The 17,670-nt window shown below is 62.7% G+C and carries 16 protein-coding genes; 3 read left to right on the top strand and 13 right to left on the bottom strand.

The window, feature by feature from the left end; genetic code table 11:
- Positions 1–27 precede the first annotated feature (27 nt).
- The 7 genes from HB630_RS05720 to HB630_RS05690 all read right to left on the bottom strand — a co-directional run bounded on the left by HB630_RS05720 (position 28) and on the right by HB630_RS05690 (position 8,538).
- Positions 28–1,926 carry a potassium transporter Kup gene (locus HB630_RS05720; RefSeq protein WP_213770613.1) on the bottom strand — a complete coding sequence of 633 codons (1,899 nt, stop codon included), beginning with the start codon at positions 1,924–1,926 and terminating at the stop codon, positions 28–30.
- 209 nt (positions 1,927–2,135) lie between these two features.
- Positions 2,136–2,966, bottom strand: a complete 831-nt coding sequence (locus HB630_RS05715; RefSeq protein ID WP_213770612.1) for a flagellar motor protein MotB — start codon at positions 2,964–2,966, stop codon at positions 2,136–2,138.
- Between the two features lie 29 nt (positions 2,967–2,995).
- Positions 2,996–3,769, bottom strand: coding sequence for a MotA/TolQ/ExbB proton channel family protein (locus HB630_RS05710; protein ID WP_213770610.1), 774 nt, complete (start codon positions 3,767–3,769; stop codon positions 2,996–2,998).
- 269 nt (positions 3,770–4,038) lie between these two features.
- Positions 4,039–4,758, bottom strand: coding sequence for an RraA family protein (locus HB630_RS05705; RefSeq protein ID WP_213770608.1), 720 nt, complete (start codon positions 4,756–4,758; stop codon positions 4,039–4,041).
- A 115-nt stretch (positions 4,759–4,873) separates the two neighbouring features.
- A complete protein-coding gene (locus HB630_RS05700) occupies positions 4,874–5,758 on the bottom strand; it encodes a phosphatidylcholine/phosphatidylserine synthase (protein WP_213770606.1) in 885 nt (294 codons plus the stop codon).
- Between the two features lie 76 nt (positions 5,759–5,834).
- Positions 5,835–6,533 carry a phosphatidylserine decarboxylase gene (locus HB630_RS05695; RefSeq protein WP_213770604.1) on the bottom strand — a complete coding sequence of 233 codons (699 nt, stop codon included), beginning with the start codon at positions 6,531–6,533 and terminating at the stop codon, positions 5,835–5,837.
- A gap of 58 nt (positions 6,534–6,591) precedes the next feature.
- Positions 6,592–8,538, bottom strand: coding sequence for an ABC transporter ATP-binding protein/permease (locus tag HB630_RS05690; protein ID WP_213770603.1), 1,947 nt, complete (start codon positions 8,536–8,538; stop codon positions 6,592–6,594).
- A 215-nt stretch (positions 8,539–8,753) separates the two neighbouring features.
- On the opposite strand from HB630_RS05690, the gene HB630_RS05685 reads away from it, so the two are divergent.
- The gene (locus tag HB630_RS05685) at positions 8,754–9,356 is read left to right on the top strand and encodes a TIGR00730 family Rossman fold protein (RefSeq protein ID WP_213770602.1); all 603 of its coding nucleotides are present in this window, start codon (positions 8,754–8,756) and stop codon (positions 9,354–9,356) included.
- A gap of 8 nt (positions 9,357–9,364) precedes the next feature.
- Here the strand turns inward: HB630_RS05685 and HB630_RS05680 are convergent, their stop codons facing one another.
- The 4 genes from HB630_RS05680 to cysS form a co-directional block, all read right to left on the bottom strand.
- Positions 9,365–9,742 carry a VOC family protein gene (locus tag HB630_RS05680; RefSeq protein ID WP_213770601.1) on the bottom strand — a complete coding sequence of 126 codons (378 nt, stop codon included), beginning with the start codon at positions 9,740–9,742 and terminating at the stop codon, positions 9,365–9,367.
- 214 nt (positions 9,743–9,956) lie between these two features.
- Positions 9,957–11,555 carry a citramalate synthase gene (gene cimA / locus HB630_RS05675; RefSeq protein WP_213770600.1) on the bottom strand — a complete coding sequence of 533 codons (1,599 nt, stop codon included), beginning with the start codon at positions 11,553–11,555 and terminating at the stop codon, positions 9,957–9,959.
- Positions 11,552–12,064, bottom strand: a complete 513-nt coding sequence (locus HB630_RS05670) for a GNAT family N-acetyltransferase (RefSeq protein WP_213770599.1) — start codon at positions 12,062–12,064, stop codon at positions 11,552–11,554. Before HB630_RS05670 ends, cimA begins: the two co-directional genes overlap by 4 nt.
- A 51-nt stretch (positions 12,065–12,115) precedes the next feature.
- On the bottom strand, positions 12,116–13,555 hold the full coding sequence (gene cysS / locus HB630_RS05665; RefSeq protein WP_213770598.1) for a cysteine--tRNA ligase: 1,440 nt from the start codon (positions 13,553–13,555) through the stop codon (positions 12,116–12,118).
- A gap of 293 nt (positions 13,556–13,848) precedes the next feature.
- Between cysS and HB630_RS28285 the strand changes: the two genes are divergently transcribed.
- Positions 13,849–14,157 (top strand): hypothetical protein, encoded by a 309-nt coding sequence (locus HB630_RS28285; protein WP_249780644.1) that lies wholly within the window; start codon positions 13,849–13,851, stop codon positions 14,155–14,157.
- A gap of 151 nt (positions 14,158–14,308) precedes the next feature.
- Positions 14,309–15,493 carry a DUF2865 domain-containing protein gene (locus HB630_RS05655; RefSeq protein WP_249780643.1) on the top strand — a complete coding sequence of 395 codons (1,185 nt, stop codon included), beginning with the start codon at positions 14,309–14,311 and terminating at the stop codon, positions 15,491–15,493.
- A gap of 20 nt (positions 15,494–15,513) precedes the next feature.
- On the opposite strand, the gene HB630_RS05650 is transcribed toward HB630_RS05655, so the two are convergent.
- Together HB630_RS05650 and HB630_RS05645 are read right to left on the bottom strand one after the other, a co-directional pair.
- On the bottom strand, positions 15,514–17,271 hold the full coding sequence (locus tag HB630_RS05650) for an NAD+ synthase (RefSeq protein WP_213770594.1): 1,758 nt from the start codon (positions 17,269–17,271) through the stop codon (positions 15,514–15,516).
- Positions 17,272–17,315: 44 nt separating this feature from the next.
- The gene (locus HB630_RS05645) at positions 17,316–17,669 is read right to left on the bottom strand and encodes a diacylglycerol kinase (protein WP_213770592.1); all 354 of its coding nucleotides are present in this window, start codon (positions 17,667–17,669) and stop codon (positions 17,316–17,318) included.
- Position 17,670: the final 1 nt, after the last annotated feature.

The raw sequence follows: 17,670 nt of genomic DNA, 5'->3' as shown, positions 1-17,670 counted from the left end.
AGCGTCATGCAAAAAATGCATGGCTTGTTAGATAGTCACCTGGGTCCCGACTTCAACCACCCGGCCGGTCGGAATCTGGAAATAATCCGTGGCGTCGTTCGCCGAGCGGCTCATCGCGATGAACAGGTGGTCCTGCCATTTCGGCATTCCGGACTGCGCCGACGGTTTCAGCGAGCGCCGCGACACGAAGAACGACGTCGACATGATGTCGAACTGCCAGCCAAGCTTTCGCGCGATCACCAGCGCCTTCGGGACATTCGGCGATTCCATGAAGCCGAAGCGCAGCCGGACGACGGCGAATTTATCGCTGACCGTTTCCATGCGGACGCGTTCGGCCGGAACGACCCGCGGCGTTTGTGCCGTCTCGATCGTCAGGATCACGTTGTGTTCGTGCAGCACCTTGTTGTGCTTGAGATTGTGCAGCAGCGCGGTCGGAACGAAATTGGGATCGCTGGTGAGAAAAACCGCGGTCCCCCTGACGATGTGGGGTGGGCGCTTTTCGAGGCTTGCGATCAGCTCCTTGAGCGGCACTTCAGTGCGCCGGGTCTTGGCGAGCAGGATCGCGGTGCCCCTGCGCCAGGTCCAGATCATGATCGCCAGAACAAGGCCGAACAACAGCGGCACCCATGCGCCTTCGAACAGTTTCAAAAGGTTCGCGCAGAAGAATGTCATATCGACGACGACGAAGGGAATGATCAATGCCGCGGCGCTCGCCGCACGCCAATTCCACAGCTTCCAGATCACCACGAAGCCCATGATGCCGTCGGCAACCATGGTCGTGGAAACGGCGATGCCGTAGGCGGAGGCCAATCCGCTGGAGGTGCGGAACAGTAGCACGAGCAGCAACACGCCGATCAGCAGCAGCCGGTTGACGCGCGGCAGATAAATCTGGCCGGCATGGGTCTCGGAGGTGTAACGGACCTCGAAACGCGGCAACAGGCCGAGCTGCACGGCCTGGCGGGTCAGCGAATAGGCGCCCGTGATCACCGCCTGGCTTGCGATCACCGTGGCGACGGTCGCCAGCACGACCAGCGGCAACAGCAATATTTCCGGCACCATCCGGTAAAAGGAATTCTCGATCGCGGCGGGATTGGAAAGTACCAGCGCGCCCTGACCGAAATAATTGATCAGGAGCGACGGCAGCACGAAATAGAGCCATCCGCCCTGGATCGGCTTGCGGCCGAAATGCCCGAGATCCGCATAAAGCGCCTCGCCGCCGGTGACCGCGAGAAACACCGCCCCCAGCGTCACCATTCCGACGGTTCCGTGCGACAGCAGGAAATCGATCCCGTACCACGGGTTGATCGCGGCCAACACCGAGGGATCGTCATTGATGTTGACCAGGCCCATCGCCGCGAGGCAACCGAACCAGACCACCATCACCGGCCCGAAAGCCGATGCAACCCGCGCCGTGCCGCCTCTCTGGACCGCGAACAGCAGGACCAGAATAAAGATCGTCAGCGGCACCACATAATGTTCCAGCGCCGGGGTCGCGAGCTTGAGGCCTTCGACGGCCGAAAGCACCGAAATGGCCGGCGTGATCATGGAATCGCCGATGAACATCGACGCGCCGATCACACCCAGCGTCAGCAGCAGCAGACTTCGCCGCCCGATCGCGCGCTGGCCCAGCGCCATCAGCGACAACGTGCCGCCCTCGCCATTATTGTCGGCGCGCAACAGCAGCAGAACGTATTTGGCGGTGACGACGATCAGAAGCGCCCACAGGATGAGCGACAGAACCCCGAGCACGATGGTCCGGGTAATCGGATGTCCTTGCGCGGCCCCGGCGACGGCTTCGCGAAACGCATAGAGCGGCGACGTTCCGATATCGCCGAAAACCACGCCGATGCTTCCGAGCGTCAAGGCCCAAAAGCCCGCCGTGACCGGCCCCTCCTCGGCTTCGGTGGATGTGACGCTGAGAGCCATTGCGCGGGAAAATGCTCGGTCGATTGATTTGGTCCGGGTCGGCTATCGACGCTTCCGGAAAGGCTGTCAACCGATCAACCGTGGCAGGACATGATGCCGGACCGGCCAGACGGCGCCCCGAATCCGGACTTTGCGACAGCCGGCGGGTCCAGATCATGCTCCCGGCAACGCCCAAAACTGAATTTACGGTAATATAATAAGGTAACGGACTACGGCTTCAGACCGGGCGGAATCGCCGGATCTTCGCGCATCAGCGTGATGGTGACGCGGCGATTCGCGGACATCGAGGGATCGTCGGGGAACAGCGGCTGGGTGTCGGCCTTGCCGGAGACGGCATAGATATGAGCCGCTGGCACCCCTTCCCGCGCCAGAATCTGGCGCACCGCGTTGGCCCGATCGGCCGACAGGTCGAAGGCGTCATAGTCGCTTTGCGTCGGCACGAAACCCGAGGCGGTATGACCGACGATCGAGATGCGCAGCGGCGTCGCCTTGAGCGGACCGGCAAGCTTCTCGATCAGCCGGCGGGTGCGGTCGTAGGGCACCTTGGAGCCGTCGGCGAACATCGAACGGCCGTCCTGATCGACGATCTCGAGATTCAGCCCCTCCTTGGTCTCCTCGAACATGATGTGCTTCGAGATCTCGGTCAGTTCCGGCATGTCCTGCAACGCCTGCCGCAGCGACGCCGAAGCCAGCGCGAACTCGCGGTCCTTGTCGAGCCGTTCGCCCTCGGTGAGGCTGTTGTCATGCTGATCGGGCGTCGGCGTGTTGGAGGCCTCCTCAGGATTGATGTGCTCAACGTGCTTGAGTTTCGGCTTGGTGGGCACGCCGTCGGATTCGAGAATGCCGGAAAAGCGGCTTTCGGATTGCACGCCGAAAGCATCCCGCATCGAGCCGGCGACGATCTTGAGCTTGTTGTTGTCGGTGGTGGAGAACGCGACGAGCATCACGAAGAAGCTCATCATCAGGCCCATGAGGTCGGCGAAGGTCACGAACCAGCCGTGCCCTCCTCCATGCGCATCGCCCCGTTTTTTCTTGGCCATTGCGGTTGTTCCGGACCGGGATCGGCCAACTAGGCCGGGACCGGTTCACCCTCTTCGTGGCGGTGTTTTTCCGGCAGATAGGCCAGCAACATCTCCCGGACCAGCGCCGGGCTCTTGGAGTCCCGGATCATCAGAATGCCGTCGATGATCAGCGTGCGGTTGGTCTCCTCGTCCAGCAGCTTGCCATGCAGCTTGTCGGCGATCGGCAGGCAGAACAGATTGGCGACCAGCGCGCCGTACAGCGTCGCGAGCAATGCGGTCGCCATGAACGGGCCGAGCTTGGAAGGGTCGGTCATGTTGGCGAACATCTGCACCATGCCGATCAGGGTGCCGATCATGCCGAAGGCCGGCGCGCAATCGCCGACCGCACGGTAGATCTTGCTGCCCTCGTCGAGATGCATCAGGAAATTGTCGCGGTCGCGCTCGAGATTGTCGCGGATGAATTCGAGATCGTAGCCGTCGGCGACATAACGGATTCCCTTGGCCAGAAAGGGCTCGTTGGTTTCGACCTTTTCCAGTCCGACCGGCCCCTGCTTGCGTGCGATCTCGGCGATGCGGGCCAGTTCGTCGACCAGTTCGTGCGCCGACAGCCGGCTCATGGTGAAGGCGAATTTTGCGCCGAGCGGCAAGCCGTGAACGAGCGCGCTGAGCGGAAACCGGATCATGGTGGCGGCGATCGATCCGCCGAAGATGATGATCACGGCATGCTCGCTGACGAACAGGCTGAGATCGCCGCCCAGCAGCATCATCGTCGCAATGACGATTATACCGCACACGAGCCCAATGCCCGTCATGATATCCATGAGGAACTCCAACGCGGTCGCGAATGTCCGGCCATCCTGGACGGAGGCGCGGCCCACCTCGAACCGCACCACCAAACCCTAGGTGGCTGCAATTAAAGACGCGTTACCGAATTTGGTAGGCATAATAATTGGTAAACAATTTAAGCTGCCGCAGGCTCGAAAATGCAGGAATTACCGCCACGGCTGCCAGCCTGTCGGTCCCTTGAGCGCGGAGGCGGCGAGTATGCCGCCCGCGCTTCGCGGATTCTCATGCCTATCCGTTTTCGCGGCTAATGGATTTCGGCCGAGCGCTTCAACGCCTCTTTCAGTTTTTCGAGCGTGAAGTCGGGGCTGCGCGCGATATCCAGGATCGGCGTCTCGCGGCGTCCACAGAGTTCGGCGGCATCGGGCAGTTTGGCGGCGAGATCGTGCGGAATCACGATGGCGCCGTGGCAATCGGCATGAATGAGATCATCCGACCGCACCGTCATGCCGGCCACCCGCACTTCGCCGCCGAAGCTTTCGGCATGGACCCAGGCGTGCGAGGGGCCGATCGAACCGGCCAGCGCCTGAAAACCCTCCGCCCATTGCGGAATGTCGCGGATCGATCCATCGGTGATTACGCCGAGACAGCCGAGCGCCTTGTGGACGTTGCTTTGAACCTCGCCCCAGAACGCGCCATAACCGACATCGGCGCCGTCGATATCCTGGATCACGGCGATACGCGGACCGTGTCCGGTCCCGACATATTCGTAATATTCGATCCGCCGCATGGCCTGTTCGGCGGCGGGCAGCCCAGACTGGAGCACCGAGCGGATCGTCACCGTCCGCGCATAACCGACCATCGGCGGCAAATCAGGAAACGGACACACCAGCGGCTTGGTGGTGTAACCGATCAGCCGGCGCTCCGGCGCCACGATCTCCATCGCATTGCAGATCGTCGGCGTGTCATAGCGCGCCAGGGCTTCAAGCACGGAAGCGGGCAGCGGCGCGGATGCGGATGTCGTCACGGCGTTCTCTCCTGATCTTTTGATTATATGCGATCAGGCTATAGCCGAGATCGGGAGCGAACCCAACCGGCCGATCCATCATGCCAGATATTTGAAGAACGCCCTACGGGCGGGATCAGTTCAGCCGGGTCGGCCGATCGTCCGGCGCGGATTCGGAGACCGGCGACGGATAGGGCGACGACGGCGTTGAAGGCGCGGCGGCGGCCGGCATTGGCGTTTGCGCCGCGGCCCTGCGGGCGTGGTCGCGGTAGGACTTCCAGCCTGCCGGCAGGCTCAGGAGATAGATCACCGCACCCACGGAGAGGATATGCCAGGGATAACCGATCAGGAGCGCGATGAAGAGAACGACGGAAACGAAAAGCGGCAACACCATTTCCGGCGGCACCCGCATGCGCACGGTCTTGCCGGAAAATACCGGCAAGCGCGAGACCATCAGGAACGCAATCAGCAGCGTGTAAAGCGCCGTCAGCATCGCCGGAGGTTTTGGCACGCCGAGGAATGCCAGATAGATCGGGAGCAGCACCGTGATCGCGCCGGCAGGCGCCGGTACACCGGTGAAATAATTCGCGGCAAATACCGGCTTGTTGGGATCGTCGATGCTCGCGTTGAAACGCGCGAGCCGCAGGCCGCCGCTGATCGCAAACACCATCGCGGCGATCCAGCCGCCGTTATTCAGGTCGTGGAGCTGCCAGAAATAAAGGATCAATCCCGGTGCCACGCCAAAATTGACGAAGTCGGCGAGGCTGTCGAGTTCGGCGCCGAATTTCGACTGGCCCTTGATCATGCGGGCCACCCGGCCGTCGATACCATCGAGGATGGCCGCGAACACGATCGCCGCCACCGCCAATTCGGTCCGCCCCTCGGTGGATAGCCGGATCGCCGTCAGCCCCGCGCAGATCGCGAGCAGCGTGATGACGTTCGGCACCAACATGCGCACCGGAATCGGACGAAACCGGCGGCGACGCATTTCGGCATAGTTGGGATCGAAATTTATCGGCATGGCCTAATAGATATAGCAAGCGTAGCGTCGCTCCGCCATCGCTACGGCGGGCCGATCTTCCGGCAGACCGGACAGGTTAATCGGTCCGGTAGGTCCGGGTGGGATCGCCCGACCTGAAATCGGCCAGAATCGTCTCTCCGGCGATCGCCGTCTGGCCTTCGGAGACCAGCGCCCCGGTTCCCTCGGGCAGGTAAACGTCGAGGCGCGATCCGAAGCGGATCAGCCCAAACCGCTCGCCGGCGCCGATCGACTGCCCTTCGCGCACAAACGACACGATCCGGCGCGCGACCAGTCCCGCAATCTGGACCACGCCGATCCGGCCGTTCGGTGTCGAGATCACGAGCGAATTGCGCTCATTGTCTTCGCTTGCCTTGTCGAGTTCGGCGTTGATGAAGGCGCCGGGCCGGTACGCAATCCGGTCGATCTGACCCGCCACCGGACTGCGGTTCACATGGCAATTGAACACGCTCATGAAGATGGAGATGCGCAGCAGCGGCCGGTCGCCAAGCCCGAGTTCGGCGGGCGGCAAGACCGGCGCGATCATCGAAACGCGGCCGTCGGCCGGCGCCACGACGAGCCCTTCCCGGACCGGCGTAACCCTGACCGGATCGCGAAAGAACAGCGCGCACCAGATCGTCAGCACCGTGCCGATCCAGCCGAGCGGCGACCAGAGCCAGAACAGGATCAGGCTGGCCAGCGCAAAGCCGCCGATAAACGGATAGCCTTCGGGATGGATCGGCGGAATCTGCGCGCGGATGGACTTGGCTATCGACATCAAAACTATCCTTGAGAACTATCCTTGCCCTTTCCCTCGCGGGGACGGGTCATTGCAATCATTCAGCGGCGGCCAGCGCGTCATCGATCGGCGGCGGCAACCGGCCGGGCGCCTCGTCGTCACCGGTCCGCGCCAGCCTTTCGCGAGCTTCCTCGGCCTCGCGCTGCCTGTTCCACATACTGGCATAGAGGCCGCCGGTTGCCAAAAGCTGGGAATGCGTCCCGCGCTCGGCGATCCGGCCCTGGTCCAGTACGATGATCTCGTCAGCGCCCACGATCGTCGATAGCCGATGCGCGATCACAAGAGAAGTGCGGTTGTGCGACACCCGTTCGAGCGCCCCCTGAATTTCATGTTCGGTGTGGCTGTCAAGTGCGGACGTCGCTTCGTCGAGCACCAGGATCGGGGGCGCCTTCAGCACGGTGCGCGCAATCGCCACGCGCTGCTTTTCGCCGCCCGACAGTTTCAGGCCGCGTTCGCCGACCTGGGTTTCATAGCCCTTCGGCGACATCCGGATGAAGTTGTCGATCTGGGCCAGTTGCGCGGCCTGCTCCACCTCGTCGTCGGTCGCATCCCAGCGGCCGTAACGGATATTGTAGCGGATGGTGTCGTTGAACAGCACGGTATCCTGCGGCACCATGCCGATCGACGCGCGCAGCGAGGATTGCGTGACATTGCGGATGTCCTGACCGTCGATCAGGATCTTGCCGCCGGAAACATCATAAAGCCGGAACAGCAGCCGTGAAATCGTCGATTTGCCGGCTCCGGAGGGACCGACGATCGCGACCGTCTTGCCGGCCGGCACCTCGAAACTGAGACCCTTGAGGATCGGGCGATCAGGATCGTAGGCGAACCGCACATTGTCGAAGCGGACATGGCCCGAGGTCACGACCAGCGGCATGGCGCCCGGAATATCCTTCACCTCCGGCTTCTGCGACAGCACCGCGAACATCTTCTCGATATCGATGATCGCCTGCTTGATCTCGCGATAGACCATGCCCATGAAATTCAGCGGCTGGTAAAGCTGGATCATCATGGCGTTGATCATGACGAAATCGCCCACCGTGTTACGGCCGCTGCGCACGCCCATGGCGCACATCAGCATGGTCGCCGTCAGGCCCGCGGTGAAGATGATCGCCTGCCCGGTATTGAGCACTGCCAGCGAGGTGTAGGTTTTCACGCTGGCGCGTTCGTAACGCTCCATCGAGTGGTCGTAGCGCGTGGCCTCGCGCTCCTCGGCGCTGAAATATTTGACCGTCTCATAATTGAGGAGCGAGTCGATAGCCTTGGTATTCGCCTCGGTGTCGGAATCGTTCATCTTGCGGCGAATCTCGATCCGCCATTCGGTCGCGATATAGGTGTAGTACATGAAGATCACGACCATGATCATCGTGCCGATCACATAGCGCCAGTCGAACTTCCACAGCAGCACGCCCATCAAAAGCGTGACCTCGACGATGGTCGGCACCAGTTGCAGGATCACCATCCGCACGATGGTCTCGATGCCGGTGCGGCCGCGTTCGAGCACGCGCGTCAGCCCGCCGGTCTTGCGCTCCAGATGAAAGCGCAGCGACAATTCATGCATGTGGACGAAGGTGAGATAGGCCAGCTTGCGCACCGCGTGCATGGCCACCTGGGCGAAGATGCCGTCGCGCCATTGCGTCAGCACCGCCATCAGCACGCGCAAGCCGCCGTAGCTCGCGGTCATGATCAGGGGCGATGCCACCACCCACATCATCCAGTTCGACGCCTGGACGGGAGCGGTATCGGCTCCGGTCAGCGCATCGGTCGCCCATTTGAAGGTAAAGGGCACCACCAGCGTCGCGAACTTCGCTACCAGCAGAAGCACTACCGACCAGACCACCCGCATCCGCAGATCGGCACGGTCGCCGGGCCAGATATAGGGCCAAAGATGCACCAGCGTCCCGGTCAGGGTCGCCTGCTCAAAGGACTTGTCGGAAACAGGCAGCGGCCTGCCGGCGCCCCGGCGCGAATCTGTGTGGGCCATCAGTGAGAATCCGCAGGCGAAACCGCGCGCCGCTTCGGGGGCGCCTGTATTTTTTCGTTCATGTACATTCGCTACGTCATATAGGACGTTTCGACCGCCTGCACAGGCTTGCGGGGTAATTCTTTCGTAACTTCCGGCGTTTAGGGGGGCATTTCTATTAGTGTTACCGATTCGCACGCCTTGACGCTTTTACGTTGCAGTGCCACATGGCAGTCATGAACAAAATCAAAACCGTCTGTGTCTATTGCGGATCCGGGCCCGGTACCAATCCCCTCTTTGTCAAAACCGCCACCGAATTCGGAAAGATCCTTGCAGAGAACGATGTCCGCCTCGTCTACGGCGGCGGGTCGTTCGGATTGATGGGCGCCGTCGCTAAATCCGTGCTGGATCATGGCGGCTTGGTCACCGGTATCATTCCCGATTTCCTCAAGGCGCGTGAGCACGCCTTGACGCGGGTCCAGGAAATGATCGTCACGCCCGACATGCATGAGCGCAAGCGGCTGATGTTCGAGCATTCCGACGCCTTCGTCGCGCTGCCCGGCGGGATCGGAACCCTTGAGGAACTGGTGGAGCAATTGACCTGGCAGCAACTCGGCCGGCACTCGAAGCCGATCCTGATTGCGAACATCGGCGGCTTCTGGGAACCGCTGCTGGCGCTGCTCGCGCATATGCGCGCAACGGAGTTCATCCGGCCTTCCCTGGCGGTCGATATTCTCAAGGCCGAACGGGTCGAAGATATCCTGCCGAACCTTCGCGCCGCAGCGGCGCAAGCGCCCAGCAACAAGCAGATGCCGCCCGAGATCGCCGACCGGCTGTAGTCCCGCGATCATTCGTCCGGAAACGTCACCGCCTCGATGCGGTTGCCGTCGGGATCGATGATGAAGGCCGCATAATAGCGCACGCGATCATGCGGACGCAGCGACGGCGCGCTTTCCGAGGTTGCGCCGGCGGCAAGCGCCGCGGCATGAAAAGCATCGACCTCGGCCGTCGACCTGGCGCGGAGACAGACGTGGACGCCGTTATCCGGTGCAAGGCGTTGCATTCCGCTGCGCAGATTGATCCAGACTTCCGGATAGCTCTTGCCGAAACCGACCATGGCGGGACGGGTCACGAGCCTTGAGATCCCGAGCGCGGCGAACGTTCGTTCGTAGAACGGAACCGCGCGCTCCAGGTCACTGACGGCCAGCGAGACGTGGTCGATCATCTGACGGCTTTCTCAACCCAATATGGCAAACAGCCATAGCCGTACCTTTCTCCGTCATTGCGAGGAGCCACCGGATCGGCGCGAAGCGCCGCCCGATGACAGGCTCCGCGACGAAGCAATCCAGAAGTTGAGCATCGCATTCGGCGCATGGATTGCTTCGCTCCGCTCGCAATGACGACGTAGATCTCCTCGGTGAGTATCTTTAGGTCAGTCGTCACGCCGGCGCGCCGGATTTCACCAGCTTGTAGATCACCGAATCCATCAGCGCCTGGAACGATGCGTCGATGATGTTGGGCGACACGCCGACCGTGGTCCAGCGCTCGCCCGCCTCGTCCTCGCTCTCGATCAGCACCCGCGTAACAGCCTCGGTGCCGCCATTGAGGATACGCACGCGGTAATCGATCAGCTTCAGGCCTTCGATATAGCGCTGGTACTGGCCGAGATCCTTGCGCAGCGCCACGTCGAGCGCGTTGACCGGACCGTTGCCTTCGGCGGCCGATATCAGCTTCTCGCCGGCGACATCGACCTTCACCACCGCCATCGCCACGGTGAGGCGCTGGCCGTTGGAATTGTAGCGCTGCTCGACATTGACATCGAATTGCTCGACCTGGAAATATTCCGGCACGCGCCCAAGCGTTCGCCGCGCCAGCAGTTCGAACGATGCGTCCGCCGACTCATAGGCATAGCCGGCGGCCTCGCGCTCCTTCAGTTCCTCGACCAGGCGCGCCAGTTTCGGATCGTTCCTGTCATAGGAGATGCCGATGCGATCGAGTTCGGCGATGACGTTGGAGCGGCCGGCCTGATCGGAAACCAGCACCTTGCGATGATTGCCGACCGATTCCGGCGGCACATGCTCATAAGTGTGCGGGTCCTTCAGGACGGCGGAAGCATGAATGCCGGTCTTGGTGACGAAGGCGCTTTCACCGACGTAAGCCGCATGCCGGTTCGAGGCGCGGTTGAGCATATTGTCCAGCGTCCGCGATACCTTCATCAGCGTCGCCATCCTGTCCACCGACACCCCGATCTCGAAGGCGTCGGAAAACTCGCGCTTCAGCAGCAAGGTCGGGATCAGCGAGCACAGATTGGCGTTGCCGCAGCGTTCGCCCAAGCCGTTCAGCGTGCCCTGGATCTGCCGCGCGCCGGCACGCACCGCCGCCAGCGAGTTGGCGACGGCCTGCTCGGTATCGTTGTGGGCATGGATGCCGACATGGTCGCCGGGGATGTGCCTGACCACCTCGCCGACGATGGTCTCGATCTCGTGCGGCATGGAGCCGCCATTGGTGTCGCACAACACCACCCAGCGCGCCCCGGAATCATAGGCCGCCTTCGCGCAGGCGAGCGCAAACTCCGGATTCTCCTTGTAGCCGTCAAAGAAATGCTCGCAATCCAGCATCACCTCGCGGCCCGCGGCCTTAGCGGCCATGACGCTATCGCGGATCGAGGCCAGATTCTCCTCATTGGTGGTCTCGAGCGCCACCCGCACCTGATAGGCCGAGGATTTCGCGACAAAGCAGATCGCGTCGGCCTTGGCCTCCAGCAGTGCCGCCAGCCCCGGATCGTTCGAGGCCGAGCGGCCCGGACGCCTTGTCATGCCGAACGCAGTGAAGCGCGCATGATCGAATTTTGGTTTCGCCGCGAAGAATTCGCTGTCGGTCGGATTGGCGCCGGGATAGCCGCCCTCGACATAGTCGATGCCGAGATCGTCGAGCATCTGCGCGATCAGCCGCTTGTCCTGCAGCGTAAAATCGACGCCGTTGGTCTGCGCACCGTCGCGCAGCGTGGTGTCGAACAGATAGAGGCGTTCGCGGCTCATGGCTGCATTCCGGGTGCAGCGTCATCGGCCAAGGTCTTCTGCATGGTGGTGTTGGCCAGCCATTCACCATTGACCGTGACGCTGTTGCGCTGTTTGGCGACATAGCCGCGCCTGGCAAAGAAACCTTGCGCATTGTCACTGGCATCGACCGTGAGGCTTTTGGCGCCGCGGGCGCCGGCAAGCCTTTCCAGCGCCTCGCACAGCGCCGAGCCGACGCCCTGCCCGGCCACACTCGGATGCACGTAGAGCATGTCGATGTGATCGGCGCCCTTGAGCGCGGCAAAACCGACCGGCGAATTTTGCAGCGTGGCGATCAAGGTGAGTTCGCCGGCGAGACGCTTGCCGAATTGCTCTTCATCGTCGGCGGACGCCGCCCACGCGGCCTGCTGGACCTCGCTGTAATCCTCGCCGGTCAACTCCTCGATGGCGGCAACGAAGATCGCGGCCAGGACAGGCGTATCCGCCGGCAGGAACGGCCGCAATGCGGGTTTTGGTAAGGCTTGTCCCATCGCGTCAAAACACTCCGAACAATCTCAAGGCAGCCATGAGTTCAGATGCGATCATCGCGCGACCTCCCAGGTGGTGCCTTCCTTGGAATCCTTGATGACAACCCCCATCGCCGCAAGTTCATCGCGGATGCGATCGGACTCCTTGAAATCTTTTCGGGCGCGCGCGGCTTGGCGGTCAGCAATCAGCTTTTCAACATCAGCGGCCTCAATAGCTCCGCTCGAGGCTCGCGCCGTTGAAACTCCATCAGACGTTCCTGTGGCAACAGCTACACGACCGATTTTATTGCGGTCGCCGGAAAATCCCAACAGGCGAAGCGCGGCTCGCAACTCGCGCTTCTTGCCTGACCGGTGCAGGCCATGCATGGCTGCGATCATCTGCGGCGTATTCAGGTCATCGCATAGCGACGCAACGATATCGGCAGGCAGTTCAGAAAGCGGCTCGACAGACGCCAGGCCCTCATACCATGTCCACAAGGTCTTGTGAGCCTCATCCAGTCCTTCGAGCGTCCAGTCGATCGGCTGGCGGTAATGCGTACGCAGCATGTTCAGGCGCAAAGCTTCGCCCGGCCAGCCATAGCCTTGCCAACCACCAAGCAATTCCCTGATCGTGACGAAGTTGCCAAGGCTCTTCGACATCTTCTCGCCTTCGACCTGCAGGAAGCCGTTATGCATCCAGATATTGGCCATGCGGCCTTCGTGAAAGGCGCAGCAGCTTTGCGCGAGTTCGTTCTCGTGATGCGGAAATACCAGGTCGATGCCGCCGCCATGAATGTCGAACTGCTCGCCGAGATGTTTCCACGCCATCGCCGAGCATTCGATGTGCCAGCCCGGACGGCCCTCCACCTTGATGCCGGCCGGCGACGGCCATGACGGCTCGCCGGGCTTGGAAGGCTTCCACAGCACGAAATCGGTGGCGTCGCGCTTGTACGGCGCGACATCGACGCGGGCGCCTGCGATCATCTCGTCGAGGCTGCGGTTGGCGAGCGCGCCGTAACGCGGCAGCACCGAATTGGCGGCATTCATCGCCTGCGGCGAGAACAGCACGTGATCTTCGGCGACATAGGCAAACCCGCCCGCCACCAGCTTCTCGATGATGGCGCGCATCTCGACGATGTGCTCGGTCGCGCGCGGCTCGACCGTCGGCCGCAGGCAGCCCAGCGCATCGACATCTTCATGAAATTGCTTCTCGGTCTTTTCCGTGACTTTCCGGATCGCCTCGTTCAGCGGCAGGCCGGGAAAGTCCCGCGCGGCGCGGTCGTTGATCTTGTCATCGACGTCGGTGATGTTGCGGACATAGGTGACGTGATCGGCACCATAGAGATGGCGCAGCAGCCGGAACAGCACGTCGAACACGATGACGGGACGCGCATTGCCGATATGGGCGAAGTCGTAAACCGTCGGCCCACAGACATACATGCGCACATTGTTGGGATCGAGCGGCACGAAGGTGCGCTTCTCCCTGGTCAACGTATCGTGAAGGTGCAGTTTCATGGATACCCCATCCCTTGCGGCCGGGCGTCCAGTGATCTCTTTTGAGAAAAGACGGCCTCAGCCAGCGAATCGCTAGCGCGTAATCTCGCGGCAAATGCCGCAAATGGCGAGGAGACCGTACATCCGAGTTACCTATGGGGCAGTGCGGGGGACCGCGTCAAGGGCCATCCGGCCGCCCGATTTCGGCCATCAAGCCCGGGCAACCCATTAGCACCCTGTCCATGGTTAATCATTGTTAACCTTTTGGACCTATCGAGGTGGGAAGCAACATTCCCCTCATTCTCCGGTGCAGTATGCGATCCATTTCAGCGTTTTTGGCCGGCGCTCTCGTTTGTGCCGCGTCGGCCGCCATGGCGGACAGCCGCGTTTTCATCATCGAAAATCAGGCGGACGGCTATGGGGTCGACCAGTGCCTCGCCAAAGGCGAGAAATGTGGCGAACATGCCGCATTATCCTATTGCAGATCGCGGGATTTCGCCCAAGCTTCGTCTTACCGGAGCGTCGATCCGGACGAGATAACGGGATCGCTTCCCAAGGCGGCGGCCGCCAATTGCTCCCGGGCGGCTTGCGGGGAGTATATCGCGATTACCTGTCAGCGCTGATCCACCGGCCCGCCGCAGCGTCAAGTGACCCGCCCGCCACACCGGCGCCGCGGAAACGACGTGACGATGCCCAGAGAAGCGGCTATGTGATGCCGCGTCGTCCGCGCTTTTGAGGTTTCCACGCCGCGCGGAATCGCCCTGTTGGCCGGATATGCCCGAAACCCTGATTCCCCCCTTCCCCACACCGACCTTGAAATGGATCCTGGCCTGCATGGCGTTGCTCGGCGTTGTTGCGCCGGGCGCTGATGCGTTGGCGCAAACGAGTCCGAATTCCCCGCCGCCACCGTCACAGAGCGCGCCAGCCTCGAACCCGATGTGCGTACGGCTGGAAGCACAGCTCGCAACGATCGATCATGGCGGCACCGGCGATCCCGCGAGGGACGACCAGATCCGCCGCTATCAGGATGCCGCGGCCAAGCAGCAAAGCGAACTCGATCGCGTGACGGCGCAGGCCAAACGGATGGGCTGCGAGAGCTCCGGATTTTTCTCGCTGTTCAGCGGCCAGTCGGCGCAATGCGGCCCGGTCAACACCCAGATCCAGCAGATGCGGTCCAATCTCGATCAGATCACGGGCAGCCTTGAGCGGCTGCGTGGCGGCGGCGGTTACGGCGACGACCGCGACAATCAGCGCCGTTCGGTGCTGACGGCGCTGGCGCAGAATAATTGCGGGCCGCAATACGCCAACGCGCTGAACAATAGCGGCGGCGGCCCGGGCAATTTCCTGAGCAATCTGTTCGGCAACAACAATCCCAATCCCGGCTCGGCTGTGCCCGGTGCCCCCGATAATGGGGCGCAATCCGGAACGTATCGGACGGTCTGCGTCCGCTCCTGCGACGGCTTCTATTTCCCGATCTCGTTCGCCACCGTTCCGGCGCGTTTCCCCGACGACGAAAAAACCTGCAAGGCGCTGTGCCCGGCGGCGGACGCCACGCTCTTCACCTATCGCAATCCCGGTGAAGACATGAACGCGGCGGTCTCGATCAGCGGCCAGTCCTACACCTCCACCCCGAATGCATTCCATTATCGCCAGGAATTTAATCCGTCCTGTTCCTGCAAGGCCGCCGGACAGACCTGGGCCGACGCACTGAAGAATATCGACGACAAGGCCACCGCCGAACAGCAAGGCGACATCATCGTCACCGAGGAGAGCGCGAAGAAGATGTCGCGGGTGCCGACCAAGCCGGTTCAGGCCTCGGCCCGGAAAGGCGGCGCGCCCGACAGCACGGCGCCGGCGGCGGCCGACGATCCGGCCAACGCCGCGGCGGCACCCTCCACCCCCACGACCGACAGCAAATCGGTGCGGACGGTCGGACCGACCTTCATCCCCGCGCGCTGAATTTTCCCTCAAACGCTTCTTTATCCCTCGAACGCCTCTGCCGATCCGCGGCTTGCCCGCGACACCAGCGTGTCGTCGGGTTCGGGCAGCGGCTTGCCGGCATCGCGGAAGCGGTTGGTGATGGGATAGCGGCGGTCGCGCCCGAAATTCCGCCGTGTCACCTTGACGCCGGGCGCCGCCTGCCGCCGCTTGTATTCGGCGATATTGAGCAGCCGGTCGACCCGCGCCACCACCTCGCGATCGAATCCGGCCGCAACGATCGAGGCCAGCGGCTCCTCTCGTTCGACCAGGCGTTCCAGGATCGCATCGAGCATGTCGTAAGGCGGCAGCGAATCCTGGTCGGTCTGGTTTTCGCGCAGTTCCGCGGTCGGCGGCTTGGTGATGATGTTCGGCGGGATCACTTCGCCGGACGGGCCGAGCGCGCCGTCCGGCTTCCACGCATTGCGCAAATCGGACAGCCGGAACACCTCGGTCTTGTAGAGATCCTTGATCGGGTTGAAGCCGCCGTTCATGTCGCCATAAAGCGTGGCGTAACCGACCGACATCTCCGACTTGTTGCCGGTCGTGACCACCATCGCGCCGGTCTTGTTGGAGATCGCCATCAACAGCGTGCCGCGCGTGCGCGCCTGCAAATTTTCTTCGGTGATGTCGCGCGGCAGCCCGGCAAAGGGGCCGGACAGGATTTCCTCGAACCCGGTCACGGCCTTGGCGATCGGCAATATCTCGTAGCGGATGCCGAGCGCGGCGGCGAGCTTGGCCGCGTCATCGAGCGATGCCTGCGCGGTGAAGCGAAACGGCAGCATCACCCCGCGGACGCGGTCCGCGCCCAGCGCATCGACCGCGATCGCCGCGCATAGCGCGGAGTCGATGCCGCCGGAGATGCCGAGCAGCACGCCGGGAAAACCGTTCTTGCCGACATAGTCACGCAGCCCGAGCACGCAGGCCGCATAATCGCCCTTGTCGCCCTCGGGCAGCGCGACAATCGGGCCGGTGCAGCGCCAGCCGGTGTCGGTCCTGTTCCAGCGCAGGGTCGTGATGTTTTCCTCGAACGCCGGAAGCTGCGCCGCCACCGAAAGATCGGCATTCAGGGCGAACGAGGCGCCGTCGAACACCAGTTCATCCTGGCCGCCGACTTCATTGAGGTAGATCAGCGGCAGCCCGCTCGTGGTGACCCGCGCCACAGCGACCGAGAGCCGGATATCGTTCTTGTTGCGCGCATAGGGCGAGCCGTTCGGCACCACGATGATCTCGGCGCCGGTTTCCGCCTGACACTCGACGACGTCTTCGTAGTCTTCCGATTCCTCGAGCCAGATGTCCTCGCAGATGGGAACGCCGACCCGGACGCCGCGGACGGTTACCGGCCCAGCGGCAGGTCCGCGCGCGAACAGGCGTTTTTCATCGAACACGCCGTAGTTCGGCAGATTGGCCTTGAAGCGAAGGGCACTGATGCGGCCATCGTCCAACAGGGCGCAGGCATTGTAGAGCTTGCCGTCCTCGACCCAGGGCGTACCGATCAGCATCGCCGGGCCGCCGTCGGCGGTATCCCGCGCCAGCTCCTCGATGGCGGCGCGGCAGGCCGACTGGAAGGCCGGCTTCAGCACCAGATCCTCCGGCGGATAGCCGGCGATGAAAAGCTCGGAAAACACCACCAGGTCGGCGCCATCGGCGCGCGCCTTGACGCGCGCGGCGCGCGCCTTGACGGCGTTGCCGGTGACGTCACCGACCGTCGGGTTCAACTGGGCCAGCGTGATCGAAAATTGAGCAGCAGGTTCGGTCATTGCCGGATGGTGCCTCGCGCGGGCGGAAACTGCAATCGCATGCTTTATATCGCGCCCATGCGTTCGGCGATGGCGAACAGCCAGAACGCGCCGGTCATCAAAAGCGAGACGCCGACCGCCGCCGAGCCCATGTCCTTGACCCGGCCGATCTGCGCGTCGTGGTCGGTGGTGAGCCGGTCGGCGAGCTTCTCAATCGCCGTGTTGAGCAGCTCGACGACCAGAACCAGCGCGACGGCCGCAACCAGTTCGACCCGGCGCATGATGGTGGCCCCGACCACCCACGCCAGCGGCACGGAGAGCAAGAGGACAAACAGTTCCTCGCGCACGGCCTGTTCGGATCGAATCGCGAAAGCCAGGCCGTTGCGCGAATTGATCGTGGCCCGCCACAGCCTCAGCAAC

The organism is Bradyrhizobium sp. dw_78 (genome assembly GCF_018449525.1).
Lineage (GTDB): Bacteria > Pseudomonadota > Alphaproteobacteria > Rhizobiales > Xanthobacteraceae > Bradyrhizobium.
Note: the sequence above shows the minus strand (reverse complement) of the source record. Positions and strands in the feature narration are given on the sequence as shown.

What these genes read in the sequence shown, in the direction of transcription:
- HB630_RS05720 (WP_213770613.1), bottom strand. Translation starts at nt 1,926, where the DNA reads ATGGCTCTCAGCGTCACATCCACCGAAGCCGAGGAGGGGCCGGTCACG.
- HB630_RS05715 (WP_213770612.1), bottom strand. Translation starts at nt 2,966, where the DNA reads ATGGCCAAGAAAAAACGGGGCGATGCGCATGGAGGAGGGCACGGCTGG.
- HB630_RS05710 (WP_213770610.1), bottom strand. Translation starts at nt 3,769, where the DNA reads ATGGATATCATGACGGGCATTGGGCTCGTGTGCGGTATAATCGTCATT.
- HB630_RS05700 (WP_213770606.1), bottom strand. Translation starts at nt 5,758, where the DNA reads ATGCCGATAAATTTCGATCCCAACTATGCCGAAATGCGTCGCCGCCGG.
- HB630_RS05695 (WP_213770604.1), bottom strand. Translation starts at nt 6,533, where the DNA reads ATGTCGATAGCCAAGTCCATCCGCGCGCAGATTCCGCCGATCCATCCC.
- HB630_RS05690 (WP_213770603.1), bottom strand. Translation starts at nt 8,538, where the DNA reads ATGGCCCACACAGATTCGCGCCGGGGCGCCGGCAGGCCGCTGCCTGTT.
- HB630_RS05685 (WP_213770602.1), top strand. Translation starts at nt 8,754, where the DNA reads ATGAACAAAATCAAAACCGTCTGTGTCTATTGCGGATCCGGGCCCGGT.
- HB630_RS05680 (WP_213770601.1), bottom strand. Translation starts at nt 9,742, where the DNA reads ATGATCGACCACGTCTCGCTGGCCGTCAGTGACCTGGAGCGCGCGGTT.
- cimA (WP_213770600.1), bottom strand. Translation starts at nt 11,555, where the DNA reads ATGAGCCGCGAACGCCTCTATCTGTTCGACACCACGCTGCGCGACGGT.
- HB630_RS05670 (WP_213770599.1), bottom strand. Translation starts at nt 12,064, where the DNA reads ATGGGACAAGCCTTACCAAAACCCGCATTGCGGCCGTTCCTGCCGGCG.
- cysS (WP_213770598.1), bottom strand. Translation starts at nt 13,555, where the DNA reads ATGAAACTGCACCTTCACGATACGTTGACCAGGGAGAAGCGCACCTTC.
- HB630_RS28285 (WP_249780644.1), top strand. Translation starts at nt 13,849, where the DNA reads ATGCGATCCATTTCAGCGTTTTTGGCCGGCGCTCTCGTTTGTGCCGCG.
- HB630_RS05655 (WP_249780643.1), top strand. Translation starts at nt 14,309, where the DNA reads ATGCCCGAAACCCTGATTCCCCCCTTCCCCACACCGACCTTGAAATGG.
- HB630_RS05650 (WP_213770594.1), bottom strand. Translation starts at nt 17,271, where the DNA reads ATGACCGAACCTGCTGCTCAATTTTCGATCACGCTGGCCCAGTTGAAC.